This is a genomic window from Paenibacillus sp. UNC496MF (genome assembly GCF_900113915.1).
GTDB lineage: Bacteria > Bacillota > Bacilli > Paenibacillales > Paenibacillaceae > Paenibacillus_Z > Paenibacillus_Z artemisiicola.
The window spans coordinates 340,254-358,339 of sequence record NZ_FORE01000011.1 but is presented as its reverse complement, the minus strand read 5'-3'; the positions used below and the strand labels follow the sequence as shown (position 1 = coordinate 358,339).

The 18,086-nt window shown below is 58.5% G+C and carries 15 protein-coding genes; 14 read left to right on the top strand and 1 reads right to left on the bottom strand.

The window, feature by feature from the left end; all coding sequences use genetic code 11:
• Nucleotides 1-290: 290 nt before the first annotated feature.
• Nucleotides 291-929, top strand: a complete 639-nt coding sequence (locus tag BMZ79_RS21180) for an HD domain-containing protein (RefSeq protein WP_090643448.1) — start codon at nucleotides 291-293, stop codon at nucleotides 927-929.
• 15 nt (nucleotides 930-944) lie between these two features.
• On the top strand, nucleotides 945-1,931 hold the full coding sequence (locus BMZ79_RS21175; RefSeq protein WP_090643446.1) for an SDR family NAD(P)-dependent oxidoreductase: 987 nt from the start codon (nucleotides 945-947) through the stop codon (nucleotides 1,929-1,931).
• 109 nt (nucleotides 1,932-2,040) lie between these two features.
• On the opposite strand, the gene BMZ79_RS21170 is transcribed toward BMZ79_RS21175, so the two are convergent.
• Nucleotides 2,041-3,357 carry a glycoside hydrolase family 16 protein gene (locus tag BMZ79_RS21170; protein WP_177222251.1) on the bottom strand — a complete coding sequence of 439 codons (1,317 nt, stop codon included), beginning with the start codon at nucleotides 3,355-3,357 and terminating at the stop codon, nucleotides 2,041-2,043.
• Between the two features lie 387 nt (nucleotides 3,358-3,744).
• Between BMZ79_RS21170 and BMZ79_RS21165 the strand changes: the two genes are divergently transcribed.
• The 12 genes from BMZ79_RS21165 (at nucleotide 3,745) to BMZ79_RS21105 (ending at nucleotide 17,912) form a co-directional block, all read left to right on the top strand.
• Nucleotides 3,745-5,184 carry a PAS domain S-box protein gene (locus tag BMZ79_RS21165; protein ID WP_090643440.1) on the top strand — a complete coding sequence of 480 codons (1,440 nt, stop codon included), beginning with the start codon at nucleotides 3,745-3,747 and terminating at the stop codon, nucleotides 5,182-5,184.
• A 99-nt stretch (nucleotides 5,185-5,283) separates the two neighbouring features.
• A complete protein-coding gene (locus BMZ79_RS21160) occupies nucleotides 5,284-6,264 on the top strand; it encodes an NAD(P)H-quinone oxidoreductase (RefSeq protein WP_090643438.1) in 981 nt (326 codons plus the stop codon).
• A 173-nt stretch (nucleotides 6,265-6,437) separates the two neighbouring features.
• Nucleotides 6,438-7,931, top strand: a complete 1,494-nt coding sequence (locus BMZ79_RS21155) for an ABC transporter substrate-binding protein (protein WP_177222250.1) — start codon at nucleotides 6,438-6,440, stop codon at nucleotides 7,929-7,931.
• 203 nt (nucleotides 7,932-8,134) lie between these two features.
• Nucleotides 8,135-8,881, top strand: coding sequence for a type I methionyl aminopeptidase (gene map, locus BMZ79_RS21150; protein WP_090643622.1), 747 nt, complete (start codon nucleotides 8,135-8,137; stop codon nucleotides 8,879-8,881).
• Nucleotides 8,882-9,114: 233 nt separating this feature from the next.
• The gene (locus tag BMZ79_RS21145) at nucleotides 9,115-10,056 is read left to right on the top strand and encodes a VanW family protein (protein ID WP_090643433.1); all 942 of its coding nucleotides are present in this window, start codon (nucleotides 9,115-9,117) and stop codon (nucleotides 10,054-10,056) included.
• Nucleotides 10,057-10,165: 109 nt separating this feature from the next.
• Nucleotides 10,166-10,609 (top strand): cell wall hydrolase, encoded by a 444-nt coding sequence (locus BMZ79_RS21140; RefSeq protein ID WP_090643430.1) that lies wholly within the window; start codon nucleotides 10,166-10,168, stop codon nucleotides 10,607-10,609.
• Between the two features lie 282 nt (nucleotides 10,610-10,891).
• Complete coding sequence (locus tag BMZ79_RS21130) at nucleotides 10,892-11,512, top strand: PadR family transcriptional regulator (protein WP_256252929.1); 621 nt, start codon at nucleotides 10,892-10,894, stop codon at nucleotides 11,510-11,512.
• 64 nt (nucleotides 11,513-11,576) lie between these two features.
• Complete coding sequence (locus BMZ79_RS21125) at nucleotides 11,577-12,482, top strand: alpha/beta fold hydrolase (RefSeq protein ID WP_090643422.1); 906 nt, start codon at nucleotides 11,577-11,579, stop codon at nucleotides 12,480-12,482.
• 172 nt (nucleotides 12,483-12,654) lie between these two features.
• Nucleotides 12,655-12,879 carry a helix-turn-helix transcriptional regulator gene (locus tag BMZ79_RS21120; protein WP_090643420.1) on the top strand — a complete coding sequence of 75 codons (225 nt, stop codon included), beginning with the start codon at nucleotides 12,655-12,657 and terminating at the stop codon, nucleotides 12,877-12,879.
• Entirely contained in the window at nucleotides 12,869-13,630 is a 762-nt protein-coding gene (locus tag BMZ79_RS21115) for a DUF3169 family protein (protein ID WP_090643417.1), read from the top strand. The genes BMZ79_RS21120 and BMZ79_RS21115 overlap by 11 nt, the downstream gene beginning before the upstream one ends.
• Before the next feature lie 248 nt (nucleotides 13,631-13,878).
• On the top strand, nucleotides 13,879-16,161 hold the full coding sequence (locus BMZ79_RS21110; protein WP_090643619.1) for an AraC family transcriptional regulator: 2,283 nt from the start codon (nucleotides 13,879-13,881) through the stop codon (nucleotides 16,159-16,161).
• A gap of 215 nt (nucleotides 16,162-16,376) precedes the next feature.
• Complete coding sequence (locus tag BMZ79_RS21105; RefSeq protein WP_090643414.1) at nucleotides 16,377-17,912, top strand: DUF3502 domain-containing protein; 1,536 nt, start codon at nucleotides 16,377-16,379, stop codon at nucleotides 17,910-17,912.
• The last annotated feature ends 174 nt before the right edge of the window (nucleotides 17,913-18,086 follow it).

Below are 18,086 nucleotides of genomic sequence, written 5' to 3'. Positions count from 1 at the left end.
GCTTTTACGCCTAAAGAGCGCGGGAAGCGAATAACGAAATGGATTATAACTGAATGAGTTGCAATCATCAATCCAAGGGACGGCAACTTGATTGTCAACCGCGATTAACTTCCGCATCGGAGGGAACCGGCGCGAGGCGACTCAAGCATAGCCGCTCCAGATAAAGGGGACGCTGGAGGGATGCAGGGGATCATGCATGCGATCGATCATCCTCATAGAAAGGCCCCCATTGATCGCCGATCGCGGAACCCCTAGTATGGGTTTAACGACATCTTAGGAGGTTATGAATCATGACAACGTCAATCGCAGACATTAAAATTCCCGACAGCAAGCTGGCCGTCGAAGCGGCCGAACTCTTGCGCGAGCACGGCGACGATCTGCTGTGGAACCATTCGAACCGGGTATTCGTGTTCGCGTCGCTTCAAGGCAACCTGCAGCAGACGAAGTACGACCCGGAATTGCTTTATATCAGTTCCCTCTTCCACGATTTGGGATTGACGCCCGCGTTCCGCAGCCCGGACAAGCGTTTCGAAGTCGACGGCGCGAATGCCGCGCGCGATTTCCTGCGAAGCCGCGGCGTTCCGGAGGAATCGGTCCGGCTGGTGTGGGATGCCGTGGCCCTGCACACGTCGATCGGCATCGTCGAGTATAAAGAAGCCGAAGCGGCGCTCATGAATTTCGGCGTCGCCTACGACGTCGTCGGGAAGGACTTCGATCTCATTTCGGACGACGTTCGCCAGCAAATCGTACAAGCGTTCCCGCGCAACCATTTTAAACAGAACATTCTGAACGCCTTCTTGGAAGGCTTCAGGCATAAACCGGAGACGACGTACGGCACGATTAACGCCGACATCTGCGAATTGCTCCTGCCGGGCTACCAGCGTCCTAACTTTTGCCATCACGTGCTTCATTCCAGATGGGAAGAATAACGGGAGGCCGCGCTCATGACGAATCGAAATCCTCTTGCGCGCCAGACGCCGCTTCATACGGGATTCGGGCCTCGAACGACGGCCAAGGAAGCCCTGGACGGCCGGGATTTGACCGGTAAAGTCGCGATCGTGACGGGGGGCTATGCCGGGCTTGGGCTGGAAGCCGTCAAGGCGCTTGCTTCAGCCGGCGCGACGGTTATCGTGCCCGCCCGTACGCCGGCAAAAGCGCAGGCCGCCTTAAGCGGCATTCCGGGCGTAGAGCTGGAGCGGTTGGAGCTCATGGACCCCGGCTCCATCGACGCGTTTGCCGAGCGATTCCTCGCCGGCGGCCGTCCGCTGCATATTCTTATCCATTCCGCGGGCATTATGGCGACGCCGCCGATGCGCGATTCCCGGGGCTACGAAAGCCAGCTTGCGACGAACCATCTGGGCCACTTTCAGCTGGCCGCGCGGTTGTGGCCGGCGCTGAAGAAGGCGGGAGGCGCCAGGATCGTATCGGTCTCGTCCCGCGGGCATCAGCTCGGCGGCTTTGACTTCGAAGACCCCAACTTCACGGCGCGGGACTACGAGCGGTGGGCTGCGTACGCGCAATCGAAGACGGCGAACGCCTTGTTCGCGGTGGCGATGGACAAGCGCGGAGAACGGCATGGCGTACGCGCCTTCGCCGCTCATCCGGGCACGATCATCACGAATTTGAGCCGTTACATGACCGAGGACGAATTGCGGGGCATCAGCGCGTTGAACGAGCGGGGAGAGCGCGTCTTATTAACGTACGACGACGAATTCAAGACGATCGAAGAAGGCGCGGCCACATTGGTGTGGTGCGCGGTTCATGCGCAGCTCGACGGAAAGGGCGGCGTCTATTGCGAGAACGGGGACATCGCCGTCCTAACGTCCGCGCCTTTCACGCCCGGGGTATACGAACGGGCCGTGAACGACGAGGACGCCGAACGGCTGTGGACGTTGAGCGAGCGATTAACCGGCGTGCCGTTCGTCGTTTGAGCGGCAGCGTTCAAGCGATTCATATGGTTCGTTCCGTTCATCGAACGGAATTAAAAAAGGATGAAGCGAACGCCGCTTCATCCTTTTTCTTTTCCCTTCGGAGCAGGAATTAATTCTTTACGTAGACCCGGAAATAATCGAGGCTGAACTTCGCCGGGAACGAGGCGGCGGTCGGATTGCTGTTCGGGCTGCCGCCGATCGCCAGGTTGATCAGCACTTGCGGCGCAGGGCCGAACCAAGCGAAGTTGGAGCCTTTGACCATCGTGCCGTCGACCCACTTCTGGATTTCGCCTTCCTGCCAGACGAGCGAGTACGTATGGTAATCGGCCGAGAAGTCGGTGCCCGGATGCCAGACCCATTGATTCGTCATGATGTTGTAGTAATTGTCGCCGACGCCGGAGCCGTGATCGTAGCCGGTCCAGTCGTAGTGGTTCTGCGTCGGGGAGTTGAAGAATTCGAAGATGTCGATTTCGGACGCGGTCGAGCCCGTTCCGCCGGGCGAGTACATCCAGAAGGCCGGCCAGGTGCCGACGCCGTTCGGGATCTTGGCGCGCAGCTGGAAGACGTACGTCTTGCCGTTCGATGGATAGAACGTCTCCTTCGTGGTAATCTGCCCGCTGCTGATGCCGCCGTCATAGACGCCGCCAAGATTCGCGACGGCCGTCAAGTCGAGCGAATTGGCGGTCAGCGCGTGATTCGTCGCATTGATCGGCTGGTAGCGCTGCCATTCGCTGTTGATGACCGTCGTGCCCGCGATGCCGTAGGCATTGAAATTGGTCGAGAGGGCGGCCAGGCTGTTCACGTTGCGCGAGGTGCCGAACGAATAGTCTTTGTAGAGCGTATAGCCGGCCAGGCTCGGGCCTTCGGCCGAGACCGGCGTCGTGCCGTCGGAGACGATCAGCTGCGGCGCGTTGGCGCCTTCCTTGGACGCGAAAGCGACCTCGCTTCCGGCCGTGGCCTTCAAAACGACCGAGTACGTGCCGTTCGCCGTGACGAGCGCGTTCACGCGGAACGAATACGTCGTGCCGGCAACGAAGGTCGTGTTTTTGGCATCCAGCAGCGTGCCGACGGCGGGCTGATTATTCCAGGCCAGGCTGGACTCCGTCCACGTGGTGTTGCCCGTTCCCGCGTAAGCGCCCACCGTTGCCGTCCCGCCGGCGACGCAGGTTACCTTCAGGATCGCGTCCTGAATCGTGCCCGCGCCTCCGGCCGAGAACTTCAAATACGCTTTCTTATCCTGCGAGCCGTAGACGGACAAGCTCGTCGCGGAGCTGCCCATGAACGTCGTGCCCCACATCCAGGCATCGTCGGAAGCGGTGAAGGAGAGCGATTTGGCGTTGGCATCGTTGCCGAAAGCGATGAACAGCACGGCCGCCATGACGGCCGCCATGAAGAGCTGAAACGCAGGCTTCAACCTGTTGGTCATGTCAATTCCTCCTATTCGAGATGGATAATCGCCGAACGGTTGCGCAAGTTCGCCTCCTTTCCGAAGTCGAATGCTCGCTGGTCGACCATGATGCCATGAACGGGAAGCACGTCTAGTGTATACGAAGCGGGGCGGAGAAGCAGCGATATAATGTGACTTTCTTGACGTTTTTGATACAACATGGAAGGCGCGGGCCGCCGCATTCAGGCAGCCTGTTTGCGCTGGGGAACATAGGCAAGCTACCATCCCGCCAGGCAGGGCGGCTTCCGTTAAACAACCTTGAATAATCCATACGATTCCGTTATAGGTATAACTGAATATTGCTGTTATAATGCTTTATTAGGTTCATCCTTTTTAGGAGCTAAACGCCTCAAGCTGGAGGATAAAATGGGATCTCATATCAAGGATCACAGTCTGTTCATACGTGCATTCGAGACCTCTCCGATCGGAATGGCTTTATTGGCCGCGGATGGCAGCGTGTTGATGACCAACCCGTCTTTATGCCGTATGTTAGGCTATAACGAGAGCGAATTAATCAAGCTTGGCGTTTCCTCCGGCACCCATCCTGACGATTTAGAGGCGGATCGGCGTTTATGGCGTCAATTGGTACGGGGCGAAAGGGATGGGTATCGGCTCGAAAAACGATATGTGCATCAATCCGGGTCCGTCGCGTGGGGTGATCTGCGCGTGACGGTAGAAAGGAATTTCCAGGGAATCGCCGGGGATGACCTATTCATTGCCCATCTCATCGATATCACCGAACAAAAAAGGAAGGAAGAAGAGTTCAAGAAGATCGAAGAGCTGCACAACCTGATATCCGAACATTCGCAAGACGTGATTTTGCGTTTAACGCCCGAAGGAATGATTTCCTATGTCTCGCCCGCCATCCGAGGCCAGCTCGGCTATGAGCCGGAAGAACTGATCGGGCAATATGCCTATGAGTATTGGCATCCGGAAGATCGGAAAGGCGGCTGGCTAAGGCGGGGGAATACGGATCAAGCGGATAGTCGGATCTTCGTCTATCGTCTTCGGCATAAGAACGGCCATTATATCTGGCAAGAAGCGCATTCCAAAAAAATAAGGAACGCGGCGGGCGACATTCAACACGTGATCAGCATGGGGCGCGATATTACGGAACGGGTGCATGCCGAAGCATTAATCCGCAGATCGGAGAAGCTGTCCGTCATCGGCGAACTCGCGGCCGGGATCGCCCATGAAATTCGAAATCCCTTGACCAGCCTGCGCGGATTTGTGCAGTTGTACCGGAAAGAGGATCTTGAGGGCACAAAAAAACCGCGCAACGATGTCATGCTGGCGGAAATCGATCGCATTAACGAAATCGTGAGCGAGCTATTGGTGCTGGCGAAACCTTCCAACGAGGTCTATGAGCTGCGGGACGTAGCGTCGATATTCAATCACGTGACGCGATTATTCGAAGGGCAGGCAAACCTGTACAACGTGCAAATCAAGAAGGAGCTGGATCCCGATATTCCGCTTATTCTGTGTCAAAGCAGCATCAATCAAGTCTTTATCAACGTGCTGAAGAATGCCATCGAATCCATGCCCGCCGGCGGAGAAGTGACCATAACCGCCAAACGAACGCACGATCACCTGACCATTCGAATCCAAGACGCGGGGTACGGCATCCCGCAGGAGGAAATCACGAAGATCGGCAACCCGTTTTATACGACGAAGGAAACGGGAACGGGGCTCGGATTGATGGTATCCATGCGGATCGTTCAAAATCATCGGGGGACGATGCGCATCGAAAGCAAGGTGGAGAAAGGGACGGTGGTGGAAGTCGTTTTGCCGATTTCTTTCGAATAGATGCCGCCGCTCCGGGGGATAACACGACCGTCATACGCGATGACCGTTCATTCCTGCCAGCGTAATCATTGCCCTGGCAAGACGCGAAGGAGGATAACCATGAAAGCCATTCTTGTAGACGATCAAACGAAGCAGCTGTACCTCGGAGAAGCCGGCGAGCCGTCCGTGTCCGCCGGCGAGCTGCTCGTCTCCGTCAAAGCGACCGCCCTCAATCGGGCGGACCTGCTGCAAAAACGCGGGTTGTACCCGCCTCCGCCGGGCGCGTCCGAGATCTTGGGGCTCGAAATGGCGGGGGTTGTCGAAAAAGCCGGCGCCGACGTGAAGGGCTGGGAGCCGGGAGACCGCGTGTTCGGGCTGCTGCCGGGAGGCGGGTACGCGGAACGGGTCGCCATCCCGGCCGGCATGGCGATGCGGATTCCGGACCATTTGTCGTTCGAACAAGCGGCCGCGATTCCGGAAGTATTCCTAACCGCTTATCTGAATCTGTTCGTGCTCGGAGGCTTGCGGGAGGGCCATGACGTATTGATCCATGCGGGAGCAAGCGGGGTCGGTACCGCGGCCATTCAGCTCGTGCGCGAGGCGGGCGCCGCATCGATCGTCACCGCCGGCACGCGGGAGAAGCGCGACGCGTGTCTGGCGCTCGGCGCCGGTCTGGCGATCGATTACACCGCGGGCCCGTTCGTCCAAGCCGTGCAAGAAGCAACCGATGGCCGCGGCGCGAACCTCATCATGGATTTCATCGGCGCCCCGTATTGGCAGCAAAATATGGCGTCGCTTGCGACGGACGGCAAATTGATCGTGATCGGTACGATGGGCGGAAGCAAAGTAAGCGAGCTCGATCTGGGCTTCATGCTGCGGAAACGGCTGCAGGTCATCGGCACGGCGCTGCGTTCCCAACCGGTATCGGCCAAGATCAAGCTCACCGAGCAGTTCGCCCGCTTCGCGATGCCGCGTTTTGCGGACGGACGCCTGAAGCCGATCGTCGACACCGTATGGGCGCGGGACCAAGCGAACGAAGCCCATGCGAGGATGGAAAAGAATCAAAATACCGGTAAAATCATTCTTCGCATCCAAGAATAGGCGCCGGCAAACAACATCTCTTCGAGGTGTTGTTTTTTTTATGCGATCGCCTTCGGAATATCGCGACATTTTGATTACAAGTCGGCGAAGTTTTGGTCACATCCCTGCCTTATATTGTTAAGCGGGACAACCGCGCGATGCGCGCAAGCTTGCTCCCGGAAAGGGGTTTTACGATGAAGGGTAAGGGATTGTTCATCGCGCTCGGTCTGATCGTGCTCGCGCTCTCCGCGTGCGCCGGCAATCACGCAGGCGGCGGCACGCCTTCCACGACCGGTCAAGGCGCCGGGAATAACGCCGGAGGAGGAGACGTGAAGGAAGGAAGCGGACAAGTCCCCGCGAAGGCTGCGAACGACGGGGACGGGGGGCAGAAGGAAGGCGGCGGCGAGCCGTCCGGTCCGGTGAAGCTCGTCTTCGCCACGGTCAATCCGAGCGCGCAGCTGAAGGCATCCGTGAAGAAGTACGAATCGCTGCATCCGAATACGACGATCGAGCTGACGTATACCCAGACCGAATTCAAGGATATCGATTCCCAGGAAGCGAATATCGAGAAATACGTGACGACGACCAACGCGGCGATGCTCGCGGGCAAAGGCCCCGATCTGCTCGAGCTGGACCTGCTGCCGACGGACAAATACGCCAACCGGCATCTGCTCGTCGATCTGAACGACATGATGAAGCAGGACGCCTCGTTCGACAAGGCCGATTATTTCGCCAACGTGCTGGACAACAGCGAGATCGGCGGAGGGCTGTACGCCATGCCGCTCTCCTTCTATCTGAACGGACTCATCGGCGACTCGGACGCGATTCAGAAGACCGGCTTGCAGATCGACGACAAGAACTGGACATGGGACGACTTCTCGGAGATCGCGAAGCAGCTGACGCAGAAGGGCGGCAATAAGACGGTGCTTCTCAGCAGCATGGCGTACATGCTCGACGAGATGTTCGGCGAGAATTACCCCCTGTACGTCGATGAGGCAAGCCGTAAAGCGAAGTTCGATTCGCCGGCGTTCACGGGCATGCTGCAGCGGATCAAGACGATGTTCGACGAAGGGATCGCCAAGCAGGTCGATCGCGGCGTCGGCAAAGGATCGATCGACACCTACTTCCAAGAGATCCCCATTCAGTCGATGGCCGATTATTTGTTTTCCATGGATTCCTTCGACGGACATGCCAAGCTCTATGCGAAGCCGCATGCGCCGGAGCTGGGAGCGGGGGGCTACTTCCAGGCGAACCAGACCGTCGGCATCAACGCCGGCTCGCCCTTCAAGGCGCAAGCCTGGAAGTTCATCGCCTTCCTCGCGGCCGAGGAGGCGGCGACCGTTCCCGCGGATAACACCGCCTCCAGCTACTCGATCAGCGATATCTCCTTTGCCGGCTTCCCGATCAGCCGGGTCGCCTACGACAAGCAGGCCGAGCAGTTTCGCAAGGCGGGGACGCTCAGCACCTTGCCGAACGGTCCCGCCGACGGCATGACCGTCAAAGCCGACGGAGCGCTGCTCGACCAGTTCGGCGACTACTTGACGGGCGCGGTTCACGCGGTCGGCAAACGGTCCCGGGTCGGCGAGATCGTCTCCGAAGAGGGCGAATCCTTCTTCAAGGGCCAGAAATCGGCGGAGGACGTCGCCAAGCTGATTCAGAACAAGGTCGATCTGTATCTCAATGAATGAGAACGCGAGCGCAGGCGCCACGCTCGAGATGCCAAGTATCGCGGGCGCTCGGGGGTTTTCGCTGTAAGGCTGGGTATTCACCGCGTTCCCCTTCATGCAGGCGGTCACGATCCCGATTTACGGGTTCGGTAACGGCCGGGATAACGGAGGACCTCCCCTTTGTGATAAAATGGCGTTATCTCGAACAAACGGAGGACAATGCGGTGACGATCGGATCTCAAAACGACGTGGACGGTCTGAAGGAAATCGGCAAAATCGTGGCCATGACGATACGCGAAATGAAACGACGCGTACGTCCGGGAATGACGACGCGGGAATTGGATGCAATCGGAGGGCAGATCTTGGATCAGCATGGAGCCGTGTCCGCGCCGAGATCAACGTATCAATTTCCCGGTCATACGTGCATCAGCGTAAACCATGAAATCGCCCATGGCATACCGGGGGACCGCAAAATTCAACCGGGCGATTTAATCAACATCGACGTCTCGGCCGAGCTTGGCGGGTATTTCGCGGATGCGGGGCACTCGTTTCCATTGGCTCCGTACGATCCGGCATTAACGCGCCTCTGCCAATACGCGCACGATACGATGATGAAGGTGATTGCTTCCCTCAGGCACGGCGTGAAATTGAACGAAATCGGCAGGATGATTCAAAGCGAGGCGCAAAAGGGCGGCTATAACGTGATTAAGAATCTGTGCAGTCACGGGATCGGCCGATCCCTGCACGAGGCTCCTCAAGAAATTCTTCCCTATTATAACAAGCATGATAAGCGCGTCCTGAAAGAAGGCATGGTCATTACGATCGAGCCGTTCTTATCCACCGGCGCCGGTTATGCCGTCGAACGGCAGGACGGATGGACGATGGGCGTGCCCGACAATAGCTTCGTGGCCCAGCATGAGCATACGATCATCCTTACAAAGCATCAGCCCGTGATCGTGACCGTCGCTTAGACGCGCAAGGACTGCCGCGAACGCCCAACGGAGCCATAATCGCAGCCGATCAATCGATCGGCTGCTTTTGTCGATGAGGCATAGCTTTCCGATTCGAGGGCAGAATACGTCCTAAAAATGGGGATAGGTCCGGGCTTCCGCATCGCGGCCGTGCGCGATAAGCGCGGCTAAGCGGGATCGCCGCAGAACTTCCCGATGGCAGTTAGAACAATCGACGAAGTGGAGAACGCCTTATGAAATGGTTATGGATTACGGGCCTTATGCGGCTCTTGCAGCCGGGCATCGACGACGGGCAGCCCGACGAACAGTTATCCGTGGGGCTCCGCGGGCAGAACGCCGTCGTGATTCATCGCGCCGACTACGCGTCGCCCGGGTTCACCATGGTGGACTTGGACAAGTTCGACCGGCTTGTCGAGCAGTTAAAGCGGCGAAGCTATGAAGCGCCCCGCAACGCGATCATCGGCGATCACGGCGGAATCGTAGCCGAACAGCTCGGCTACCGGCTCGACCAGGCGCAGTTTACCGAGAAGTTCTATGCGTACTTCTACGGCACGGGGGCATCCGCGATCGATGCGCCGCTTGCTCCCGTCTATCCGCGGGTGGATCGCGAGCTGCTGGCGGAAATCAAGGAGAAGCCCATCGGCCACTACGCCACGTATTACAACAGCCGCAACAAGAACCGTTCGCATAACATCCGGCTGGCGGCGCAGGCGATCAACAATACGGTCATTTTTCCGGGGGAGACCTTCTCGTTCAACAAAGTCGTCGGCGAGCGCACGAGGGAAAAAGGGTATTTGGAGGCGCCCGTCATCGTGAGAGGCGAATTATCCGAGGGCATCGGCGGCGGGATATGCCAGGTTTCCTCCACGCTGTTCAATGCGAGCGACCGTGCGGGGCTGCAGATCGTGAAGCGCTATTCGCACAGCCGGAGCGTGCCGTACGTGCGCTCGGGCCGCGACGCGACGGTCAGCTGGAACGGGCCCGACTTCGCCTTCGAGAACCAATACAATCAACCGATCCTGATCCGCGCGCTGGCGGTGCCCGGCAAATTGTACGTGTCCATCTATTCCTCCGACGTCATCGAATACAAACCGCGCAACGTGCCCGGCATGACGTTCGGCGAGCTGCCGGAGGAAGTGCCCGCATCGGCGGGCGACGGCGAGCGGCTCCCATGAGCAAGCCGCGTCGAAAATGGGCGGTTTACGGCCGCTCTCGATTCCGCCGGTGTCACACTTCCGCTTCGCCTACAATATGATGAGTCTAGAAATCTAAAGAGGTGAGGCAATGGCAGTCGTAAAAGCCCGGAAACAGGACATCGATATGCTGGCGAGGTTGCTTCGGGCCGAAGCCGAGACCGAAGGCGAGATGGGCATGCTTCTGGTCGGAAATGTCGGCATTAACCGGATAAGAGGGAATTGCTCCGATTTTAAAGGCATTCGCACGATTCCTCAAATGATCAATCAGCCGCATGCGTTCGAAGCGCTGCAGCATGGGTTGTATTATCAAGGCGCGAGAGACAGGGAGCGCCGTCTGGCGCAGCGCGCCGTGAACGGGGAGCGGAATTGGCCGGCCAAATTCTCCCTCTGGTATTTCCGTCCGGGTTCGTTCGAGAATCCCGGGCCGTGTCCGCCGACATGGTATGATCAGCCGTTCGCGGGACGATGGAAGAAGCACTGTTTCTATGAACCGACCGGCGAGGAATGCGAAAACGTATATAATACGTTTTAATTTGCAAAACGTTAAAGCGCGTGCGCTCGGCTTAACGGCAACGGGACGAGAACATCCGCGCCATGCGAAAACCGCGTTTGAGCGGTTTTTCTTTTGCCGCTTCAGGCAGCCGTCCGGAATGGATCGGCTGCCTTTCTTCGCGCTTAGGGGCGTCTTCGTACCGTCCGGAAGCACGATCGCTCAGGTTGGGTTCCGGTACATAAAAAATCGCTTTGGAGCGGATAGGGATATTTCGCTGGAAACCATTGACATAGCCATAATATAAATAGTAATATTATGACTATGAAGAACAAACCCAACAAACCGCAGCGATCGCCGCTGGCTTTAGCGGTGCTCGCCCAGTTAGCCGAAGAACCCATGCACCCTTACAGAATGCAGCAGCTGATCAAAGAAAGAGGAAAGGATGAGGTCATCAACGTCCGTCAGCGTACCGGTATTTATCAAACCATCGACCGGCTGCTCAGAGAGGGGCTCATTTCCGTTCAAGGCACCTTAAGCGAAGGCGGGCGCCCCGACCGAACCATGTACGAATTGACCGAGGCAGGAAGCGAGGCATCGAAGGAATGGCTGCGGGAGATGCTCGCGACCCAATCGCGGGAATTTCCGGATTTTCCCGCGGCCGTCTCGTTTCTCACGCTGCTGGAGCCCGGTGACGTTCTGCGTCAATTCGAGAAGAGGGAAGCCGCGCTTCAAGAAGCCGTCCAACGCATGGATGCGCAGCTCCTGCGGTACAAGGAGACCGTTCCCCGGGTGTTCATGCTGGAGGCGGAATACGGCCGTGCCGTAGCGGGCGCCGAGCTGGAGTGGCTGCGCGCCGTGATCGATGACTTCCGCTCGGGCGAACTGTCCTGGAATGAAGAATGGCTGCGCGAAGTAGCGGAGCGGCTCCGCGGTTCGCAGTAACATGGCCGGGAAATGATCGACGCGGTTCAATAAAAGGGCAACTTCTAAGGAGGCGTTTGGAAGGATGAATGCAACCGTTATGCAATCCCCTGCGACGGCGACGGAACAGAAGACCTTTACGCTCGGTACTGTCCGATCCGGTGACGGCACCCCCATCGGTTATCGGCAATTCGGTCGGGGACCGGGCTTGGTGGTGATTCACGGGGCCAATTTGTCTTCGCAGCACTTCATGACGCTCGCGGAGCGGCTGGCCGACGCGTTCACGGTCTACGTGCCCGATCGCCGGGGACGCGGTCTCAGCGGACCCTTCGGCGAGCCGTACGGAATCCGGAAGGAAGTCGAAGACGTGGAGGCGCTGCTTCAGCAAACGGGTGCCCGCTATGTCTTCGGGATCAGCTCGGGCGGTCTCATCGCCCTCGAAGCGGCGCTCGCCTTGCCGGCGATACGCAAGGTTGCCCTCTACGAACCCGCGCTGCTGATGGACGCGAAGCGGACGGAATGGTTGGCCCGTTACGACGAAGAGATGGCCCGGGGCAAGACGGCCGCCGCGCTCGTCACGTGCTTGAAAGGCCTGCGGCTCGGCGGGGCGGTGCTGAACGCCATCCCTCGGCGGCTGCTCGAGTCCATGACGAATAAGATGATGGCGGCGGAGGACAAGAAAGCAAAGGCGGGCGACGTCACGATGCGCATGCTGGCTCCGACGCTCCATTATGACGGGCGGCTGCTGGCGGAAATGACCGGAAAGCTGGACCGGTTCAAGTCCTTGAGCACCGAAACGCTGCTGCTGGGAGGCAGCAAAGGCTTGCCGTACCTGAAGCCCGCGCTCGATGCTTTGGAGCATGCGCTGCCCCGGGCCGCACGGGTGGAAATGCCCGGACTCGATCACGGCGGGGCGTGCGACGTCGGCAATGCCAATCGAGGCGGAAAGCCGGAATTGGTGGCGCAAGAGCTAAGACGGTTCTTTGCGTAAGCGTACAGGCATAAATCGATTGCAGGAGACGGAAGAGCCGCGCGCAGCGCGGCTCTTTTTCATGTTATCGCTTGAGGAGGATGACGTGTTCGTACATCATCATAGTCATTTTGTATATGATCATATGCAAATTGACTATGATTATGTATAATTCCAATGTGGAGGTGATACGGTGGGTGAATTACGCAACCGCGTCCGGGAGCTTAGGGCCCGCGACCGACTGTCGCAGAACGACCTCGCCCAATTGATCGGCGCGTCCCGGCAAACGATTGCCCTGATCGAAAGAGGGGATTACGCGCCTTCGATCGTCATGTGTTTGAAGATCGCGGCCGTCTTTCGCGCGCAAGTGGAGTCAATCTTTTACCTGGAGGGGGAAGGGGAGCACCATGAACCATAAATCGAACAAACTATCCGTGCTTTACTTGCTATTCATGATGGCCGTCGGAGGCGTTGGCGGGTTTGTGCTGACCAGCGATTCGATTCCGCGTCCCGACCATGTAACCTTTAGGCCCGGGTTCGTGTACGATTACGATATGATCTTCGGGATCATCGGCATCGCGTGCCTCCTCTTCACGATATGGAGCATCGCCGGAATCGCGCGGTTATCTTCCAAGCCGGGCGACGAAACCCCGATGCCGGAGGAGGAAGAACCGCCTGCGAGCGAGCTTGCGGTCGGCAAGCTGCTCAAGATCAGCGCGTTCAATCTGATGACGGCCTTTCTGTGGTTCGCGCTTTGCTTCGCCTATCTCGCCAGCAGGGAAGCACAGGCCAGCGGTCAAGAAGCCTTCCTGATCGCGAACCTGCTAAGCGCCGTCGCGTTCGTCTTGGCAGCGGTCCTCCTGCAAGCCATCGTCATTCGCCGTTATAACCGTCTGTTTCCGGATCGCTCGATCGATATGCGCTCGAGAACCGCGCAGCGCGAGCTGTTCGACAAGCTGGATGAAGCGGAGCGATTCATCGTCTACCGGTCCGCCTACAGTTCCTTCAAGGCTGTCGATCGGCTGATCATCGGCGGCATTCTGTTCTTCGTCCTCTATTCCTTTTTGTACGCGTTTACGCCGCTGCCCATCATCGTCCTCGCCGTCATCGCCATCGTCCAGAAGGCCGTATATTATCGCGAAGCAAGCAAACGGGGCAAAAAGCAGTAGGCCTGGCGAGACTGCTCTCATCCTGTATCGCTAATCCAAGAGATCGCGTTGAGCGGTCTTTTTTTGTTGCGTCTGCCTGCAGTCTTGGCCGGGATCCGAAGCCGGGGCGAACCGACGCATCGGCGGAAAGGCTGCCGCGCGCGTCGCGAGGTAATAGAACCCCCGCGATTGGAATAAATTTCATAGTGGACAAGGTCGGGCGGTTATCCGTCATCGAACGGAAGCGCGGAAGCGGGGGGGAGATCGGAATGTGGAGCCGGGTGCTGCCGAGGAAGACGTATGTCCGCCTGTTTTTATACGCCTGCATGGCCGTTTGCGTCCTTACCCTGGCGTTCACGATGTACTTAAGCCGGTTGTTCGTGCAAAGCACGATGAACGAAATCGACGCGTCCAATCGGGACAAAATGCAGCAGGTCGTGCAAACGTCGGAATTCACGCTGCAAAAACTGCGCCAGTTCGCGCTTCGGGTGTATTCGGAAGAAAACATCGCGCTCTGGCTGAACATGACCCCGGACCGGTATTCCCCGTTGTCGTTGTACAAGGCGGCCGCCAGCGTGAGGGAATTCGCGAACAGCGAGCCGTTTATCCAAAGCATCAGCTTGTTCAATTTCAAGATGAATCAAATCTACGCCTCGTCGGATGCCGGTCTCTATACGCTGCAAGATTACTTCGACCCCGCGATGGTCGACGCGATCCAAAACGAAGGGACGACGCCGTACCTGCAGTTCTTCGATCATGCCGTTCAGGGCAAATCGTATCTCGCGCTTGTCGTGCCGGCAGCAGCCGGGCCGAACCGGAATTACAGCGGGTACGTATCGATCCTCTTCAGCAAGCCGCTGCTGAACGAGCATATGCTCCAAATCTCCGGGCGGGACCAGAACAAGCTGATCGTCGAGAACGCGGACCGTGCGTTCATTCTCGGCAATGCGGACGCGGAGCTGGCGTCGGCGCTGGCGAAGGCCGAGCGGCCCGCATCGGACGCGCCGAGCCGGAAATGGACCGGCGGCGGAGGCACCTGGTCGATCCAAACGGCGGAATTGCCGATCGAAGGCTGGAAGGTATACTTGCTGTCGCCGATCTCGGCATGGCAAGCCAAAATCGATCGCATCCGCTTCGACATCATCGCCGCTTCCGTCGTCCTTGTCTTTGCGCTGCTGTTGTTTCTGTATTGGCAATCGTATCGCCGGTTGAAGCCGATCAGCGACTTGACGGCGCGGCTTCAATCCAAGCTGGGACCCGAGGAGCCGACCGCGCAAGCGGGAAATGGCGGCAACGAGATCGCCTGGCTCGATTCCCGCTTCGATACGCTGGTCGGCCGGCTCGAACAGCAGGATATCTCCCTGAAGAGCAGCAAGGCGCTGATCAAGGACGATCTCTTGCGGCAATGGATCCTCGGCTCCAAAGCTTCCGGCCCGGCGGCGCAGTATATCCGGCATCAGACCGGGATTCTTCGGGAAGGTGCATTCCGTATCGCGGTGATCCGTCTGGAATCGTACGGCAGGTTCACGGAAAGCTACGATTTCGCGTCGCGCAAGCTGCTGCGATACGCGCTCGGGAACATGATGGCGGAGGTGCTGGCCACTCACGATTTCGCCGCGGAAACGGTCGATTTCGGCTCCGATCACATCGTGGCGCTGATCGCCGCTTCCGCCGCGGACGAAGAAAGCCGCGTCCTGGAAGCGATGAAGGACGTGCGCGCTCAAATCAAGCGCTGGCTCAAGCTGGATCTGCAGGCGGCGGTCGGCCCCGCGCTTGACGAAGGGGCCAATCTCCAACCGGTCTACGACCGCGTATACGAATTGACGCTGCTGGCTTTCCTGAGCGACGAGGACCGGGTATTCGCCATGGACGATCTGGAGCGGTATCGGGCGGAGGAAGGAAGCGGCCCGGACGAACGGCTGCTGAAGCAAGCCATTCATGCCGTACGCCTTCGGAACGCGGACGCGCTGGCATCCGATCTGGACAGCCTTACCCGGCATATGCAGGGGCTTGGCTACGAAGAATGCAAGCTGCAGCTGACCCATATCATTTATTCGCTTATGAAGAGCTTCAAGAACGCAGGTACGTTGCAAGGCATGAAGAGCATCCATGCGTTCCTGGGGCGATTCTCCACCATCGGCGAAGTGAAGGCCTGGCTGCTGCAGGAGCTGCTGCAAATGATGGATCGGGAGCGACCGCGCAGCGGCTCGGCGCGGAAGGAAGAGTTCGTCTCCGAAATGGTCGAATTCGTGCGCAATCACCTGCACAATCCGATGCTGTCGGTCGACGATATCGCCGAGCACGTCAACCTGTCCGTCAACTACGTCCGGCAAATCTTCAAAGAGCACTACGCGCTGTCCTTGTCCGACTATATTACGGACCAGCGGATCAAATATGCGATTCACCTGCTTACGACGACCGATTGGACGGTAGCGGATATTACGGAGCAATCCGGATTTCAAACGAAAAGCACCTTTTTCTCGCTGTTCAAGCGGGCCACCGGCATGACGCCGGGTCAATACCGCCAGGAGCAAGCGAAGCCGGAGCGTTGACCGGTCCGAGCATGGCGCGGACGTACCCGGCTCATTCCCATAATCGCTACGGTCTTCTTCCTCAAGATCCGAACCGTTCGATGAATACCGTACTGTACCGAATGCCCGGCAGCCGGGTATGATCGAACACACGAGCCGGACCGGCGGCCCCGCGAAGCTTCGCCTGCCGCATGCCGCAACCGCCGTCCGGCGAATCGATGGGGAGGGGCTAGGCTATGAGATTCGGTAGAAAAGGATTCGTGCTGGCATCGTGCGTGCTCGCGACGGCGTTGACCGCCTGCAGCAACAACGGCAACGGCAACGGCAATGGCGGGACGACGCCGCCCGCCGAAAGCGGCCAAACGCCGGATTCCGGAGAGGGAACCGCCGCGAAAGCGGTGACGCTCAAAATCATGTTTCCCGGTGATCCGCCGGCGAACTGGGACGAAGTCAAGACGGAGATGGAGAACCGGATGGCCGGCTCGCTCAACGTGAAGCTGAACGTCGTGTTCATCCCTTGGTCCGACGTCCGCCAGAAGCGCCAGGTCTCGCTGTCCTCGGCGGAGGACTACGATCTGATCTGGGACAACAGCCCCGTGCAAAATATCGCCGCCGGGCTCTACGAGCCGTTGGACGCGCTGATCGATCAATACGGGCCCGACATCAAGGCCGTCCGCTCCGCCGAGCAGATGGACGCGAACAAGGTGAACGGGAAGCTGTACGCGGTGCCGCTTGAGGTGAATTTCATCCGTCCGTGGACGTTCGTCATCCGCAAGGATATTCGGGAGAAGCTCGGCGTCGGTCCGATCACCAAATACGACGAGCTGATCGACTTCATGTACAAGGTGAAGGAGAAGGAGCCGGGCTTGACGCCCTATATTCCGAACGGCGCCGAGCATATCGGCTTGAAGCTGGCCGGGATGCTCGACCCGACGGCCAATCTGGCGTCCGTGCTCAATTACCCCGGCTTGTACACGAAAGGAAACGACGGCAAAGTCTATAACATTTTCGACGACATGGACCCGCTGATCATGAGCACGTTCGAGCAGAATTACAAGCTGTACCAGGACGGCATCCTGGCGAAGGACGATCTCACGCTGCGCAATTCGGAGTTCGCGAAAGGCAAGGCGGCGGTATCCACCTTCAATGATTTCGGGGTCAACCTCAGCACCCGCACCACGCTGGAAAAATCGGTGCCGGGCGCGACCGCGGAGGCGTTCACGCTGTACAGCCCGGATATGAAGCTGAATTCGACCTACAAGGCGGGCAATTTCATCGCGGTTCCGGTCGTCAGCAAGAACAAGGAGCGCGCCGTTCAGTTTCTCAACTGGCTGAACCAGAAGGACAATTACGATTTGCTGGCGTACGGGATCAAAGGCAAGAACTGGGAAGAGGCGGGCGACGGGCTGTATAAGCCGATCCAGGCGAATCCGTATGCGGGCATTCCGTTCGCGTGGGGCTGGAATCCGAAGCTGGACCGGATCGACGCCAGCTTTCCCGAGGACGTGATCGCGCTGAACAAGTGGCAGCGGGATCCGAGCTATTTTACGCCGGATATTCTGGCTGGCTTCACGTTCGATCCGAGCCCGGTCGCGAACGAGGCGGCGCAGCTGACGAACGCGGGCAGCGAGTTCTACGACCCGATCGTGATGGGCGTGACGGAACCGAACGAAGGGCTAGCGAAGTTTAAAAAGGCGGCGTACGGCGACGTGAAAAAGGTGCAGGCGGAATATCAGAAGCAGCTGGACGCTTATCTGGCAGCCAAGAAGTAAACGGCCGCCGGCCGCCGGAAGGAAGGTTCAGTCTCGGCCTGCGCATCCGTTCGTTCCCTGCGGGAACCGCGGATCGCGGGCCGAGACTTTTTTGGCCGGCGGACGGCCGGACATCGCCGCGGTAGAATCCGTACGGCCGCCAGGAATAACATTCCTACCGCCGCGAGTATGGCC